At 38.1% G+C, this 14,690-nt stretch carries 14 protein-coding genes; 13 read left to right on the top strand and 1 reads right to left on the bottom strand.

Annotated elements, in window-relative coordinates; genetic code table 11:
• The 3 genes from kdsB to wecA all read left to right on the top strand — a co-directional run bounded on the left by kdsB (window position 1) and on the right by wecA (window position 3,021).
• Window positions 1–759 carry a 3-deoxy-manno-octulosonate cytidylyltransferase gene (kdsB, locus tag FR741_RS14260; RefSeq protein WP_167426991.1) on the top strand — a complete coding sequence of 253 codons (759 nt, stop codon included), beginning with the start codon at window positions 1–3 and terminating at the stop codon, window positions 757–759.
• 32 nt (window positions 760–791) lie between these two features.
• Window positions 792–1,643 carry a 3-deoxy-8-phosphooctulonate synthase gene (gene kdsA, locus FR741_RS14255; RefSeq protein WP_006742492.1) on the top strand — a complete coding sequence of 284 codons (852 nt, stop codon included), beginning with the start codon at window positions 792–794 and terminating at the stop codon, window positions 1,641–1,643.
• A gap of 247 nt (window positions 1,644–1,890) precedes the next feature.
• A complete protein-coding gene (gene wecA / locus FR741_RS14250) occupies window positions 1,891–3,021 on the top strand; it encodes a UDP-N-acetylglucosamine--undecaprenyl-phosphate N-acetylglucosaminephosphotransferase (protein WP_053805962.1) in 1,131 nt (376 codons plus the stop codon).
• Window positions 3,022–3,024: 3 nt separating this feature from the next.
• Here wecA and FR741_RS14245 read toward each other — a convergent pair whose 3' ends face one another.
• A complete protein-coding gene (locus tag FR741_RS14245) occupies window positions 3,025–4,350 on the bottom strand; it encodes an MBL fold metallo-hydrolase RNA specificity domain-containing protein (RefSeq protein ID WP_167426990.1) in 1,326 nt (441 codons plus the stop codon).
• An 866-nt stretch (window positions 4,351–5,216) separates the two neighbouring features.
• Between FR741_RS14245 and tviB the strand changes: the two genes are divergently transcribed.
• The 10 genes from tviB to FR741_RS14195 all read left to right on the top strand — a co-directional run bounded on the left by tviB (window position 5,217) and on the right by FR741_RS14195 (window position 14,676).
• Window positions 5,217–6,497 (top strand): Vi polysaccharide biosynthesis UDP-N-acetylglucosamine C-6 dehydrogenase TviB, encoded by a 1,281-nt coding sequence (tviB, locus tag FR741_RS14240; RefSeq protein WP_167426989.1) that lies wholly within the window; start codon window positions 5,217–5,219, stop codon window positions 6,495–6,497.
• A gap of 43 nt (window positions 6,498–6,540) precedes the next feature.
• On the top strand, window positions 6,541–6,915 hold the full coding sequence (locus tag FR741_RS14235; RefSeq protein ID WP_047009463.1) for a four helix bundle protein: 375 nt from the start codon (window positions 6,541–6,543) through the stop codon (window positions 6,913–6,915).
• 80 nt (window positions 6,916–6,995) lie between these two features.
• The gene (locus FR741_RS14230; protein ID WP_167426988.1) at window positions 6,996–8,024 is read left to right on the top strand and encodes an NAD-dependent epimerase/dehydratase family protein; all 1,029 of its coding nucleotides are present in this window, start codon (window positions 6,996–6,998) and stop codon (window positions 8,022–8,024) included.
• The gene (locus FR741_RS14225) at window positions 8,021–9,295 is read left to right on the top strand and encodes an oligosaccharide flippase family protein (RefSeq protein ID WP_167426987.1); all 1,275 of its coding nucleotides are present in this window, start codon (window positions 8,021–8,023) and stop codon (window positions 9,293–9,295) included. The genes FR741_RS14230 and FR741_RS14225 overlap by 4 nt, the downstream gene beginning before the upstream one ends.
• A gap of 4 nt (window positions 9,296–9,299) precedes the next feature.
• Window positions 9,300–10,379 carry a polysaccharide pyruvyl transferase family protein gene (locus FR741_RS14220; RefSeq protein WP_167426986.1) on the top strand — a complete coding sequence of 360 codons (1,080 nt, stop codon included), beginning with the start codon at window positions 9,300–9,302 and terminating at the stop codon, window positions 10,377–10,379.
• Window positions 10,369–11,172 (top strand): glycosyltransferase family 2 protein, encoded by an 804-nt coding sequence (locus tag FR741_RS14215; RefSeq protein WP_167426985.1) that lies wholly within the window; start codon window positions 10,369–10,371, stop codon window positions 11,170–11,172. Before FR741_RS14220 ends, FR741_RS14215 begins: the two co-directional genes overlap by 11 nt.
• The gene (locus FR741_RS14210) at window positions 11,169–12,338 is read left to right on the top strand and encodes a hypothetical protein (RefSeq protein WP_167426984.1); all 1,170 of its coding nucleotides are present in this window, start codon (window positions 11,169–11,171) and stop codon (window positions 12,336–12,338) included. The genes FR741_RS14215 and FR741_RS14210 overlap by 4 nt, the downstream gene beginning before the upstream one ends.
• Entirely contained in the window at window positions 12,335–13,459 is a 1,125-nt protein-coding gene (locus FR741_RS14205; RefSeq protein ID WP_167426983.1) for a glycosyltransferase family 4 protein, read from the top strand. Before FR741_RS14210 ends, FR741_RS14205 begins: the two co-directional genes overlap by 4 nt.
• On the top strand, window positions 13,443–14,054 hold the full coding sequence (locus FR741_RS14200) for a sugar transferase (RefSeq protein ID WP_167426982.1): 612 nt from the start codon (window positions 13,443–13,445) through the stop codon (window positions 14,052–14,054). The genes FR741_RS14205 and FR741_RS14200 overlap by 17 nt, the downstream gene beginning before the upstream one ends.
• Entirely contained in the window at window positions 14,047–14,676 is a 630-nt protein-coding gene (locus FR741_RS14195; protein WP_167426981.1) for an acetyltransferase, read from the top strand. The genes FR741_RS14200 and FR741_RS14195 overlap by 8 nt, the downstream gene beginning before the upstream one ends.
• The last annotated feature ends 14 nt before the right edge of the window (window positions 14,677–14,690 follow it).

Here is a 14,690-nt window from a genome sequence, read left to right as displayed (position 1 = left end):
ATGTCTAATATTCATATTGTTATTCCAGCTCGCTTCGGTTCAAGCCGATTGCCTGGCAAACTAATGCTGGATCTGGTGGGTAAGCCAGTGATTGCCCATGTTGTAGAGCGTGCCCTGACCCTGACAGACTCGGTCTACGTAGCGACAGATAATCAAGATATTTTTGATGTTGTCAGTCACGCTGGTGCAACCGCGGTCATGACCTCGGAGAAACACAATTCCGGCACCGATCGCTTAGCTGAGGCGGCGAACAAGCTAAACTTTGCTGATGACGACATCGTGGTAAACCTTCAAGGAGATGAGCCATTGATGCCGATCGCGCTGTTACGACAAGTCTCAGCCCTGCTTGATGCCCATAGTAACGCTGGCATTGCGACACTAATGCAGCGCATTAAGCATGTAAAAGATTTTATCAACCCTAACGTGGTAAAAGTAGCTCAAGGCGAAAGATGCAAAGCTCTTTACTTTAGTCGAGCTCCAATTCCTTACCCGCGTGATGAATTCTCTACTGAAATAGCTGAATTGCCACAAGGCGACTATTTCCGACATATCGGTTTATATGCCTATCGAGTAAAGACGTTAAAAGCGATTACTCAACTTACTGAGCATCCTCTTGAGTCTTTAGAGAAACTGGAGCAGTTACGTCCGTTAGCTCACGGCGTCGAAATCGTCATTGATGAGGCAAGTGAGGAGCCTGAGCACGGTATTGACACTCTTGAAGATTTAGAACGTGTTCGTCATGTTCTACTAGCTAAATAAATATATTCATTAAGATAAAAACGGAAACCCCAATGAACCAGAAAACCGTAAACATCGGTCATATTGAAGTTGCGAATGACAAACCATTCACTCTATTTGGTGGTATGAATGTCCTAGAATCGCGTGACTTAGCGATGCAGATTTGTGAGTACTACGTAAAAGTAACGGAAAAGCTTGGTATTCCGTATGTTTTCAAGGCGTCATTTGATAAAGCGAACCGTAGCTCTGTGCACTCTTATCGTGGTCCAGGTCTTGATGAAGGGATGAAAATTTTCCAAGAGTTGAAAGATACATTTGGTGTGAAAATTATCACTGATGTTCATACCGAAGCTCAAGCACAGCCAGTTGCTGAAGTGGTGGATGTGATTCAGCTACCTGCATTTTTAGCTCGTCAGACAGATCTTGTAGAAGCGATGGCTAAAACTGGTGCTGTGATCAACGTCAAGAAACCCCAGTTTATGAGCCCGGGCCAAGTAGGCAATATTGTAGAAAAGTTTGGCGAGTGTGGGAACGATCGTATAATCCTGTGTGAACGTGGTGCTTGTCATGGTTATGATAACCTAGTTGTTGATATGCTTGGCTTTGGGGTAATGAAAAAAGCATCGCAAGGTAGCCCAATCATTTTTGATGTGACGCACTCATTGCAAATGCGAGACCCTTCTGGTGCCGCGTCAGGCGGACGTCGTGAACAAACGGTTGAGTTAGCTCTTTCTGGTATGGCAACCGGGATTGCTGGTCTGTTTATGGAAGCTCACCCTGAACCGAATAAAGCAAAATGTGACGGCCCGTCTGCGTTCCCGTTGGCGAAACTAGAGCAGTTCTTATCTCAGGTTAAGCAAGTCGATGACCTAGTTAAGAGCTTTAGTGCAATTGATATCAAATAATCACTAGTTTTGATTTTTAAACGTTGTCTAATCGTCACATAACTAAGTTTGGCTTTGTTTAAAACTAGCTATTTATAAAAGCAAGCGCATTTGAGCTTGCTTTTTTGTATAAAATCTAATTCAAGAGAATTTATTTGATATACAATTAGTAGGTGATTTTGATAAACGCAGGAACTAATGCCTGTTAGATCACAAACCGCGTGCAAGCAAGTTTAGCTAAATCAGCTGATTTAATGAAAGCCGCAAAATGTTTCTTATAACTATACTTATCACAACGGAACTTGGTTTGATCTCTCTCGTTTTACTTACTGTCAGTGTGTCTTTTATTAGCTTGTTTACTTTCAGGAAGCTTGCTCTTGCCCATGACTTCGTCGATAGACCATCATGTCGCAAAAAGCATATTGGAGATGTACCTGTAATAGGCGGTTTGTCCCTCTTTGTCACGATTACTTTAGCAAGTATGTTTGAAGGACAACTTTTGCCAAATCAGCAAGACTTTCTTGCATGTGGTTTAATACTGACTATTATCGGCACAATAGATGACAAGTTAGACATCAGCGCTTCTTTCAGGCTGTGCGTCATTACCGTTATATCCGTTTGGCTTACACTTGGTGAAGGGATTGCGCTTACAGAGCTTGGCAATCTATTTGGATTTGGGGTACTCAACGTAGGCAGTGCAAATGTTTTGCTAACAACGATTGCTATCATTGGTTGTATTACAGCATTTAATATGGTCGATGGAATTGATGGTTTATTGGCGTCTTTAGCATCAGTCACATTTTTAGCTTTAGGGTTCATGTTTTACCAAGCTGGAGAAGTAAAGCTAACAATATTCTGTTTTATCTTTGTGCTTTCCATGTTCCCGTACATATTGTGTAACCTAGAGCTGATCCCTAAGCGCTCATTTAAGGTATTTATGGGAGACTCAGGAAGCTTTCTGATTGGTTTTACTATCGTTTGGTTACTAATACATAGCTCGCAAAGTATTTCTAATGAGGTACAAGCTATTTTAATGAAGCCTGTCACGGCCTTATGGCTAATTGCCGTTCCTTTAATGGATATGGCAATGGTCATGCTACGTCGTTTAAGGAAGAAACAGTCTCCTTTTAAGGCAGATCGTTTACATCTTCACCACATATGTATGCGGTTGGGTTTGTCATCGCGACAAACTTTAGCATTCATTACCTTCTGGGCGCTATTGTTTGCCGCGTTTGGAATTTTAGGGCAGGTGTTTCAGGTGCATGAACATGTCATGTTGATACTCTTTTTATTAGCATTTACATGTTATGTCTTCATCATTAGCTACATTTGGCGTATTACCTGCTGGATTAGAAAGCGATTTCAAATTGGTAAGACACATGTAACGGTAAGTAGCTGACGCTTATTTAACAACGGTGGAGCCTTTTTCTGTTAAGTTGGATTGTAGGGCTCTTTTTACTTTATTTTCACCATGAATTAAATGCACTTCTTTCGGTGGTGGATTAATTCCTTCTACAAAGCAAATTAGATCGGATTGATCTGCATGAGCAGAATAGCCAGACATCGTATGTATTTGAGCTTTCACTTTAATTTTCTTTCCTTCGATATCAACCTCACTCGCACCCTCTTGAATTTCTCTCCCTAGCGTTCCCTCTGCTTGATAGCCAGCAAACAGCACATCATTACGACTATCTGGTAACAACGCATTGAGGTAATTCACCACTCGACCACCTTCGCACATCCCAGAAGCAGCAACCACAATAGCCGGTTCAGAAGTGCTCGCCAGACGATTCACCAATCTCATATGTTCAGCATGAGTCTCAATCGTAATACATTGTTCAAACGCTAAAGGGTGACGATGTTGCTCCAAACGCTGCTTCGCTTCTTTACCCCAAAGCTTTTTAAAGCGCCGATAAGTCTTTGTCACCTTTTTTGCTAAAGGCGAATCAAGAATAATCGGTAGGGCTCCATGTAAAGACTCCTGGTACAAAAGCTGTTCAATATCGAATAACAGTTCTTGTGTTCTACCTACACTAAAAGCAGGAATAACAATCACACCACCATCTTCCAGTGCATGTTCGACAATAGAAAGCAGCCGAGCACTTCTACTTTTCACACTTTCATGGTGCTTATCACCATAGGTCGATTCAATAAACAAATAGTCCGCTTTTTCTGGCGGCTTAGGATCAGGGAGTAAAGGCGTATCACTTGGACCGAGATCACCGGAGAATACAACTACGTCATTATTTGAGAGTTTAAATTCCAAATAAGCAGAGCCTAAAATATGGCCTGCAGGCTGAAAGCGTAAATAAGCCAACCCCTTAAGAGGAAGCCATGTGTTGTACTGGCACGGTACCAATCGTTGCTTAATTAGATTTAAGATGTGCTGTCTTTGATGCTTGCCTAAACCCAGTTGTAGCTTTAATCCATCCTCTAGCATAAGAGGGACCAACTCAGCAGTAGCTTGTGTGCAGTAGATTTTACCTTTAAAACCCGCAGCGAGTAACCACGGTAATCGGCCTATGTGGTCAATATGAGCATGAGTCAACACCAGTGCTTTTACCTTGGCTAAGGAAAACTCTATCGCCATCGAACGGTCATGACGGCCTACCAATGCATCCTTACCCTGAAATAGCCCACAATCGATCAAAATGCTCCCGTGCTCGAGTTGCAGTTCGTGACAAGAGCCTGTCACCGTATTCTTCCCACCATGATGAAGTACTTTCATAACGATCTCCTTTTCATGAGCATCAATGTAATGAATTCAAGAAAGAAGAGGGAGAGGCAACCAGCCAGATAAACACAAAAGTAGGAGTCAAAATGCTAGGAGAGTGTCAAATGGTGTTTTTAGTTGCACTAAATTGTGATGCATATTCCACATAGTCAACTTTTTGCATTTTGTAATAAATAAAAATGAATAAATGCGTATTATAAAACGCGTTTTAGGTAGGCAGAATTTACGATTTTCTGGTTAAACTGACAGTTTGCATTTTGGCCAGTTGTCATAAAAAAGCCATTTTTTTGTCAGTGTTGTGCTTTTCGTTGCAACCTGTTTGCTATACAATCCTTTGCCTTGAGCACAAATGATAAAAAAACAAATGCATTGCCTTTAGGAGCCAGACCTAAGGGCGGTAGCGTGCCAAAAAGCAAAAAAAGTTCTCCGAGTGACATAAAAATGTCGCCAGACAATAAATACAATTAAGCACATAGTTGCATTTCTGGCAAGGTCGGCTTTTATAAAAAGTGCGCCTAAACAAATAATTAACTAAATGTCCCATTACGTCAGAGGGGCAATTCAAAGCTGCGATGGCAGTTTTTGAGTGATAATTGGCTAGGCATAAGGTTCCTCCCTTCTATTTACCATTCATGTATCTAGTTCCGTAGCGCGTTCTCGTTGCACATATACTCATGTGCCATATCAACGTGTCTACGGCATGCCTAAAACATCCATATTCGCCATTCGAATACAAATCACTCTAACAAGTATTAAGAATTTTTAAGGGTGCCTTGAGCGTCCTTAGTCTATCTACGCCTTTGGTTACCCTAACCAGACCTAAAGGCGTTCTAAAAATCTAAACTTGCTAGGAACTAAAAATGAATTTTTCATTAGAAAACGCCAGAGTTGGCATCATTGGCTTAGGTTACGTTGGTTTACCACTCGCGGTGGAATTTGGCAAAAAGTCACCAACGATTGGCTTCGATATCAATCAAGCCCGTATCGATGAACTCTCTGCCGGACGCGATAGCACATTAGAATGCAGCGATAATGAATTAGCAGAAGCAAAATACCTTTCTTATACTTCCTCTCTTCAAGAACTCAAAGAGTGCAATGTTTACATTGTTACCGTTCCTACTCCAATTGACGAACACAAACAACCGGATTTAACGCCTCTTATTAAAGCTTCAGAAGCATTGGGTACAGTAGTCAATCAGGGTGATATCATCGTTTATGAATCAACCGTATACCCAGGTGCAACAGAAGAAGATTGCATTCCGGTTGTTGAGCGTGTTTCTGGCCTTAAGTTTAACCAAGACTTTTTCGCAGGCTACTCTCCAGAACGAATCAACCCTGGTGATAAAGAACACCGAGTCACGAACATTCTTAAAGTAACAAGTGGCTCAACGCCAGAAGTCGCAGAGTTTGTCGACCAGCTATACAAAACCATCATCACTGCAGGTACACACAAAGCGTCATCAATTAAAGTAGCCGAAGCTGCCAAAGTCATTGAAAACACTCAGCGTGATGTAAACATTGCATTAATCAACGAGCTATCCATCATCTTCAACAAGCTGGGTATCGATACGCTAGAAGTGTTAGAAGCGGCAGGCACTAAATGGAACTTCTTACCATTCCGTCCAGGTTTGGTAGGCGGTCACTGTATTGGTGTTGATCCGTACTACCTAACGCATAAAGCGCAAGCAGTAGGCTACCATCCTGAAATGATTTTGGCTGGCCGACGCCTAAACGATGGTATGGGGCAATACGTTGTTTCTCAGCTGGTGAAAAAAATGCTGAAAAAACGTATTCACGTAGAAGGCGCAAACGTACTTGTTATGGGCCTAACATTTAAAGAAAACTGCCCAGACCTACGCAATACCAAAGTGGTGGATATTATCTCTGAGCTAAAAGAGTACAACATCAACGTCGATGTTATGGACCCTTGGTGTTCAAATGATGAAGCGCAACATGAATATGGCTTAACGCTTTGCGAAAAAGAAAAGCAAGGTAATTACGACGCGATCATCATGGCGGTATCTCATAACGAATTTAAAGAAATGGGTGTCGAGAAAATTCGTACGTTGGGTAAACCAGAACATGTATTGTACGACCTGAAATACGTTCTAGATAAAGAAAGCGTAGATATGCGTTTGTAAGGAAGGTCCTAGGTCCTAGAAGCTATAACCTCAGAGCCGAGCCATGAAATTCGAGCAATTAGACGTTTGGAAGCGTTCATCACGTTTGGCGAGTAACGTCTATAAACTCATGCGAGATTGCCAAGATTATGGCTTTAAAGATCAAATAACGCGATCAGCTTTATCTGTTCCCTCTAATATCGCAGAAGGTCTTGAAAGAGAAACCGCGAAAGAAGAATCAAGGTTTCTCTATTACGCAAAAGGCTCGTTAGGTGAACTCCTTACGCAAACCTATATTGGCATCGATATAGGTTACATCGATAAAGAAAGTGGCTTATTCATTGTTGCAGAATGCAAAGAGATAGCAGCAATGATCGCCGCTTTGATTAAAATCCGGAAAGGTTTTGTTAGGGAAGAAAAGGGAGATTATGTTTCCTAGACCCTAGACCCTAGACCCTAGACCCTAGACCCTAGACCCTAGACCCTAGACCCTAGACCTTCCCCACACGGAAAAACACAATGACCAAATACGAACAAATCCAACAAGAACTAGTTGAATCACCAAAGACGTGGTTAGTAACGGGTGTTGCGGGCTTTATTGGCTCAAACCTACTGGAAAAATTACTCAAGCTTGATCAAACCGTAGTGGGTTTAGATAACTTCGCGACAGGCCATCAACACAACTTAGATGAAGTAAAAAGCCTAGTAAGTGAAGCACAGTGGGATCGTTTTACCTTTATTGAAGGAGACATCCGTGAGCCGAAAACGTGCCAACAAGCCGTAAAAGGTGTTGATTACGTACTACACCAAGCAGCACTCGGTTCTGTACCACGCTCTATCGCTGATCCACTAACGACAAACGCAGCGAACATTACCGGCTTCTTAAATATGTTGGATGCCGCAAAAGAAGAAGGGGTAAGCAGCTTTACTTATGCTGCAAGCAGCTCGACATACGGTGACCATCCAGCATTGCCAAAAGTGGAAGAAAATATCGGTAACCCACTTTCTCCTTATGCAGTCACTAAATACGTAAATGAGCTTTATGCTGGTGTATACGCCCGTACTTACGGTTTTAAAACGATAGGGCTTCGTTATTTCAATGTATTTGGTCGCCGACAAGATCCAAACGGCGCTTACGCTGCGGTAATTCCAAAATGGACAGCAGCAATGATCAATGGTGAAGATGTCTACATTAATGGTGATGGCGAAACAAGCCGAGATTTTTGTTACATCGATAACGTAGTACAAATGAACCTGTTAGCAGCAACAGCGGAAGAAGATGCAAAAGACGAAGTCTACAACGTAGCTGTTGGTGATAGAACTACGTTGAATGATTTGTACTATGCAATTAAAAATGCGCTGAATGAAAATGGTATAAAAGTCGAGGGTAAGCTGGTTTATCGTGATTTCCGAGCTGGTGATGTGAGGCATTCTCAAGCTTCTATAAGTAAAGCTAATATTAATCTTAACTATGATCACATGATACGAATTAATATTGGTATAAAATTAGCCATTAACTGGTATGTCAGAAAAGCATTATATCTATGAGCACATCAATTAGCTCAATATTCAGCTTGTTAATAAGCTCTGCAGGTGTCGGGTTTGTGGGGCTATTGATTCAATGGACTATAGCAAAACAGCTTAATGTTGATGAATTTGGAAGTTTCTCTGCAGCATATAATATGGTGATGCTACTTTCTCCGCTTGCAGGGTTAGGAATCCAGCAGGTTCTATTAAGACTTTATGGCGAGTATGGTAGCTCAGCTAGTAAAGGAAAAAAAACGTATATATCATATATATTATTAACAACAATTACTGCAAATATCTTACTTTTTTCTATAAGTTTTTTAATTTATGGTGGAGATCAAACGGGGTTTATACTAAGAGTTCTTTCTATAATAATAGTAGCTCAATTGATGCTTCAGTTATTGAACACCAAGTATCAGATTGAAGGAAATTATAAATCCTATTCAATATTAAATTTCACATATATAGCTTCAAGGTTAATTGTTATATATCTTCTGGTATTATTTGGATTTTCATTTAATATAGTCACATTAAGCCTTTCTTATTCGATGCTGGCATTTATTTTCATTGTATATGCTACAGTTAATTTACATGACGTTGAGAATAGATTAAAGTTAAATAGTAATAAAAATCTAGAATCATATGACTCTACCGAGATTAATGTTAAGAATGTTTTTAGTCTTGGTTGGATGTATGGATTTAGTGGCATCTTATATTTGATATATTATCAGAGTGATATAATAATTATTGAATATTTCATATCTTCTAAATCTGCTGGATTATATACTGTTTCCTATATAATAATATCCGTTGCCTATATTTTACCTAGTGTAGTGTTTCAGAAGTATTTATTACCTATAGTGCATAGATGGTATTATGAGAAGAATGAAAATATTATATTAATATTTAAGGTTTGGACTCCGATATCATTTTTAGTAGGTTTTTTTATAGCCATATTTATATACTTTATTTCTGAATACTTGGTTGGTTACTTTTTCGGTGAAAGTTATTTGGAGGCCTTGAGTTATATTTATTTGTTAGTTTTTTGCATTCCTATTAAATTTGCATCCACATGTCTTGGTTTATTATTTAGTTTAGAGGTTTTAATTAAAAGAAAATTCCAAATAATGTGCTTTGTTGCTGCTTTAAACTTAGTCTTAAATGTCTTGCTTATCCCTAGTTATGGAGCCATGTGGGCTGCTTATACGACAGTTATTTCTGAGTTTTTGATTTTATTGTTCTTTATTTTTGTTATTAACTTGAGATTTATTAATGAGTACAAGAAAGTATAGGTATATGTTTACTGGCTTTTATGGCATGAGAAATTTTGGTGATGATCTGTTTTCGTCAATATCTTCTCACGGAGCAGCAAAGTATTGGAATGAAAATAATGTTAAGATTATTGGTCCTAAAGTAGATAATAGTAATGTGTACTATTCTATTCCAAATGAAAAAATGCTTAACATCTATTCCAGCCATGGTTTTTTAGGTAAAAGCTACAGATTATGGAATAGTTTATCAAATGCAATTAATAGTGAAACGGTTGTGTATAGTGGTGGCTCATTATTTTCAAATGTAAGTTCTAGTGTGAGAGAGTTCGTTGATAGTTACAGTGGAGCACAACTATTTGCATTGGGAGTTTCTGTAGGTCCATTTATTAATTCTCACGACGAATTAAAAGTAAAACAAAAACTATCTAAATTTAAATATATATCTGTTAGAGATAAAACTTCATTTGATATTGTTAATAGTTTTGAACTCGATAGTAAGATTGTTCAAAGTTGTGATTTGGCAGGCTTGATTCCAGAGATATATAATTTTCATAAAGAAGATAGTGATTTTATTAAAGTAGGATTTTCGCCTTGTAATAACGTTAATAATCCAGAGGAAATGAGGAGCTTTTGTGAGGATTTTTATAATTCAATATTAAAGTTGTCAAAATTTATTAATCTGGAAGTTACTTTATTTAATTTAAATACACACTCTATTATTGGAGATCAGAAGTTAAATAATAGATTGTATTATCGATTAATTAATTCTGGTATCAACTGTAAAATAATATCGTATTCTAGTTGCGGGATTGAAAAAACCATATCATTAATCAATAATTTAGACTTGATGGTTAGTGCTAGACTACATGGTGCGGTAGCTGCATATACACTAAAAGTTCCATATATACTATACGAGTATCACAAAAAGTGTGAAGAATTTAACTTATTTGTTGGTAACGATAAAGGATTAAGTTTGAAAAACAACTCAATGTATAGCTCAATTTCTTACGCATTAAATAACCCAACAGCAACTGTACTTAGTACAGAGGAATATTGCCAGAAATCAAGATTGAATTTTATAGAGGCGCCAATAAATGGAAAGTAACTTCCTACCTATCTCAGTCGTTATACCATGCTATAACTGTTCTTCAACTATTGAGCGTGCTGTCAAATCAATATCTAAGCAAACAAGGCTACCATATGAGGTTATTCTTGTTGATGATAAAAGCTCTGACAAAACTGTTCCATGCTTAGAATATTTGAAAGATAAATATTCTTCACTTCGAATTAAAATCATTGAACTTAACAAAAACTCAGGGCCCGGAACTGCAAGAAATGTTGGTTGGAATAGCTCTAGTCAAAAGTTTATTGCTTTTTTAGATTCTGATGACTCATGGCATAAAAGTAAACTGGAGATTCAATATAAAGTAATGGTCGAAAATAAAGATATTTACTTTTCATGCCATGGTTCAGAGCTGTTTGAAGATGCACATCGCGGCAATACTAAAAAAAATCAATTAAAAATTGTAGAGCTGACACCTAAAAGTATGTTTGTCTCTAATAAAGTTTGTACAAGAAGTGTTATGGTGGTTAACGATGATAGCTTTAGGTTTAAAGAAAAAAAGAAATATTCAGAGGATTTCTTACTCTGGATGGAAATTATATTAAATAAAAAGCAAGCGGTTTTTATTGATGCTACGCTGGCATTTTCCTACAAAAGTCCATTTGGAGAAGGAGGTCTAACTGGTGACTTGTGGAAAATGCAGAAAGGGCAGTTTGAGACATATGACATTTTAAGAGAGAAAGATTTAATATCATCAACGTTTATAAAGTTTATAAAAACTTACGCTTTTTGTAGATATTTAAGAAGAGTTTTAATTAGTAAGTTTTCGCTATGAAACTAATAAATGTTACTTTATTTTGTATTGTCACTTCTATATTAATGAAACCATTGTATTTATGGAGTAGTGGTCTTCCTCAGATATCTGATTTTCTTTCAATATTAGGCATCTTGTGTTTTATAGTATATTCATTGAAAAATAAGGTTTGTTTTTCCAATGATAAAAAAATGATTTTAAATATTTTTTGTTTTTTTGTTCTTTATACGTGGGTCATTAACATATCATTATCAATTATTTATTCTAATCCAGAAGCAATAAAGACCTCTATATATTATACATATAATCTAACCTATGCATTTGTATTGATTGTCACGATCGAGACTATATATTCTAAGAATAATAATATTTTAATGGTTAATCATTTTGTCTTATTAAGTCTTTTTATAGGTTTGATACTAGTTTCACTTCTTTTAATATTACCTCCTGATTATGGGACTAGATATTCTTTGACATTCAACAATCCAAATCAATTAGCGTCGTATGTTATGTTGATTAGCGTGATATTAGTATTTTTTTCTATTGATTACAGGCGTTTGGTTACTTATAAATATAAAACTCTAACTTTGATTACCCTGATGTTAATGATTGTTGTGTCTATTGCTTCACAGTCGGTTGCTGCAATTTTTGCGGTTGTAATGGCATCTATTTTGTTTGTTAACTTTATGTATGTCGGCTATCAAAAAGTAGTGTTATTTTTTTTGGTTTTTATTTTGTTTATATATTTTATCTCGTCAAATATTGACTACTATTTTTCTGAGGTTATGGTGAGAATGGATGATAAAATATCAACTTCTAGTATTGACGAGTTTTTTAAGGAAAGAGGATACGACAGAATTTTTAATCATTTAGATTTAATTATTTTTGGTGCCGGAGAAGGGATATACTCACGATTAAACTCATTTATAATCGATGATTACTATCAATTAGAGTTACACTCTACTTTTGGAAACATCCTCTTTAGTTATGGTCTGTTTGGTTTTTTATTGTTTTTGTTGGCTATAATTAGATTGTGTTGCAAAAATTTAAACTATATGTTTATTTTAATGTTTATGATGCCTTATCTATTAACTCACAACCTAATTAGACAGCCATTGTTTTGGTTTTTTTTAATGGTTCCACTTATTCTTCTATATAATGAAAAACAGAATAGGATAGTTTCATGAATTGCTACATAATAGGTGCTCTACCTCAATCATTGATTAATTTTAGAGGAGAGCTTATTAGATCTTTTTCTCAAAAAGGTTTAGCTGTTGTTTCTATGGCTAGTGGGGCTAAAGTGAATGAAATAGAACAATTGAATATAATTGGTTCTAAGTATCTGGGCTATCACGTATCCAGAAATGGATTAAATCCAATATCAGATATAAAAACTTTAAAGAACTTGATAGAGGTTTTCTATAAAAATCGGCCAGATTATATTTTAGCGTATACTATTAAGCCTATAATCTGGGGAGGGTTATCGGCAAGAATCACTAAGATTAATAACTTTTATGCTTTAGTTACTGGTCTTGGCTATGCTTTCCAAAAAGGTGGATTTGCAAAAAACTTACTCAATTTTCTTGTTAGACTCCTATACCGTTTAGCATTGAAGAAGTCTAAAGGCGTTATTTTTCAAAACAGAGACAACATGCAAGTCTTTATTGATGAAGGCATTGTCCCAAAAGAAAAATGTTTTCTCGTAAATGGTTCGGGGGTCGATCTCAGCCATTACAGCTTATCTCCTTTACCTTCTACTCCACACTTTCTGTTAATTGCCCGGTTACTAGGCGATAAAGGGATAAGAGAATACGCTCAAGCTGCTAAGTTAGTTAAGCAGAAGTATCCTGAAGCGGTATTTGAGTTAGTTGGCCCTGAAGACCCATCTCCTGATGGTATTAAGCTTGATGAGGTTCACCAATGGACTGAGTCGGGAGCGATTAAATACAGTGGCGCAACCACAGATGTGCGTCCATTTATTGAAAACTGCGCTATTTATGTACTGCCCTCTTATCATGAAGGAATGCCTCGTACAGTGTTAGAGGCGATGGCGATGGGTAGACCAATCTTAACCACTGATGTGCCAGGTTGTAGAGAAACGGTAATTGATGGCGAAAATGGTTGGTTAGTTGAAAAAGCCAATGCAGAACAGCTTGCAGAAAAAATGATCTGGTTTATCGAGAACCAAGACAAGTGGCAGGAAATGGGCAAAAGCAGTCACGATATGGCATATGAAAAATTTGATGTCCATAAAGTTAATGCGGAGATTTTAAAAATCATGGGACTATCTAATGAAAAGGATATTTGATTTCACGGCTTCTTTATGTGGCCTTATTTTACTTTCGCCAATTATCGCGCTCGTGGCTTGGAAAATACGTAAGAACTTAGGCTCGCCTGTATTGTTTCGTCAAACACGTCCTGGTTTGCATGGTAAGCCGTTTGAAATGGTTAAGTTCCGTACCATGAAAGATGCGGTCGATGCACAAGGGAATCCACTTCCTGATTCCGAGCGAATGACTCCGTTCGGAGACAAGTTGAGAAACTCGAGCCTAGATGAGCTTCCGGAGTTGTGGAACGTATTGAAAGGTGAGATGAGTTTAGTGGGGCCACGTCCTTTATTAATGCAGTACTTACCTCTTTATAGTAAAGAGCAAGCAAGACGTCACGAAGTCAGGCCTGGCGTAACGGGCTGGGCTCAAATTAATGGGCGTAATGCGATTAGTTGGGAAGATAAGTTTAAGCTTGATGTCTGGTATGTCGATAATCGTAATCTGTGGCTAGATATCAAAATTCTGTTCCTAACCGTTAAAAAAGTGTTTGTGAAGGAAGGAATATCGGCAGATGGCCATGTCACGATAGAACCTTTTACTGGTCAATCAAAGCAGAGCGAAATCCATGAATAGAACTTGCGCAATTTTAGGCGCTAGTGGTCACGGTAAAGTCGTTGCTGAAATTGCGGAGCTAAATGGTTATACAAACATTGAGTTTTTTGATGACCGCTGGCCGGAGTTGCAAAATGTTGAGCATTGGCCAGTCAAAGGGAATTCCGAAGCCTTGTTAAAGATAGCGGCACAGTTTGATCTAACGGTGATAGCCATCGGCAATAATAAAGTCAGGTTAGAAAAGCAGAAGCAACTGAGTATAGCTGGCGCTAAATTCTCTGTACTAGAGCACCCTAGGGCCACAATTAGTCGGCATAGTCAGCTTGATAAAGGTACGGTGGTCATGGCTGGTGCTGTCATCAATCCTTTTGTCAAAGTTGGTAAAGCATGCATTATTAACACGGCCTCAACGATAGATCATGACTGCCATTTAGCGGATGGCGTTCATGTTAGCCCTGGTTGTAATCTTGCGGGCGGGGTAACTGTCGGGGAAGGTTCTTGGCTCGGTATCGGAAGCCAAGTTAAACAACTTATTTCCATTGGTACGGGCGTAATGGTAGGAGCCGGCGCGACTGTCCTGAACCATGTACCAGATTTGCAAACTGTTGTGGGTACGCCTGCACAGCTCGTAAATTCAAAATAACATTCTCAGAATAA

Source organism: Vibrio diabolicus, from assembly GCF_011801455.1.
GTDB lineage: Bacteria > Pseudomonadota > Gammaproteobacteria > Enterobacterales > Vibrionaceae > Vibrio > Vibrio diabolicus.
Note: the sequence above shows the minus strand (reverse complement) of the source record. Positions and strands in the feature narration are given on the sequence as shown.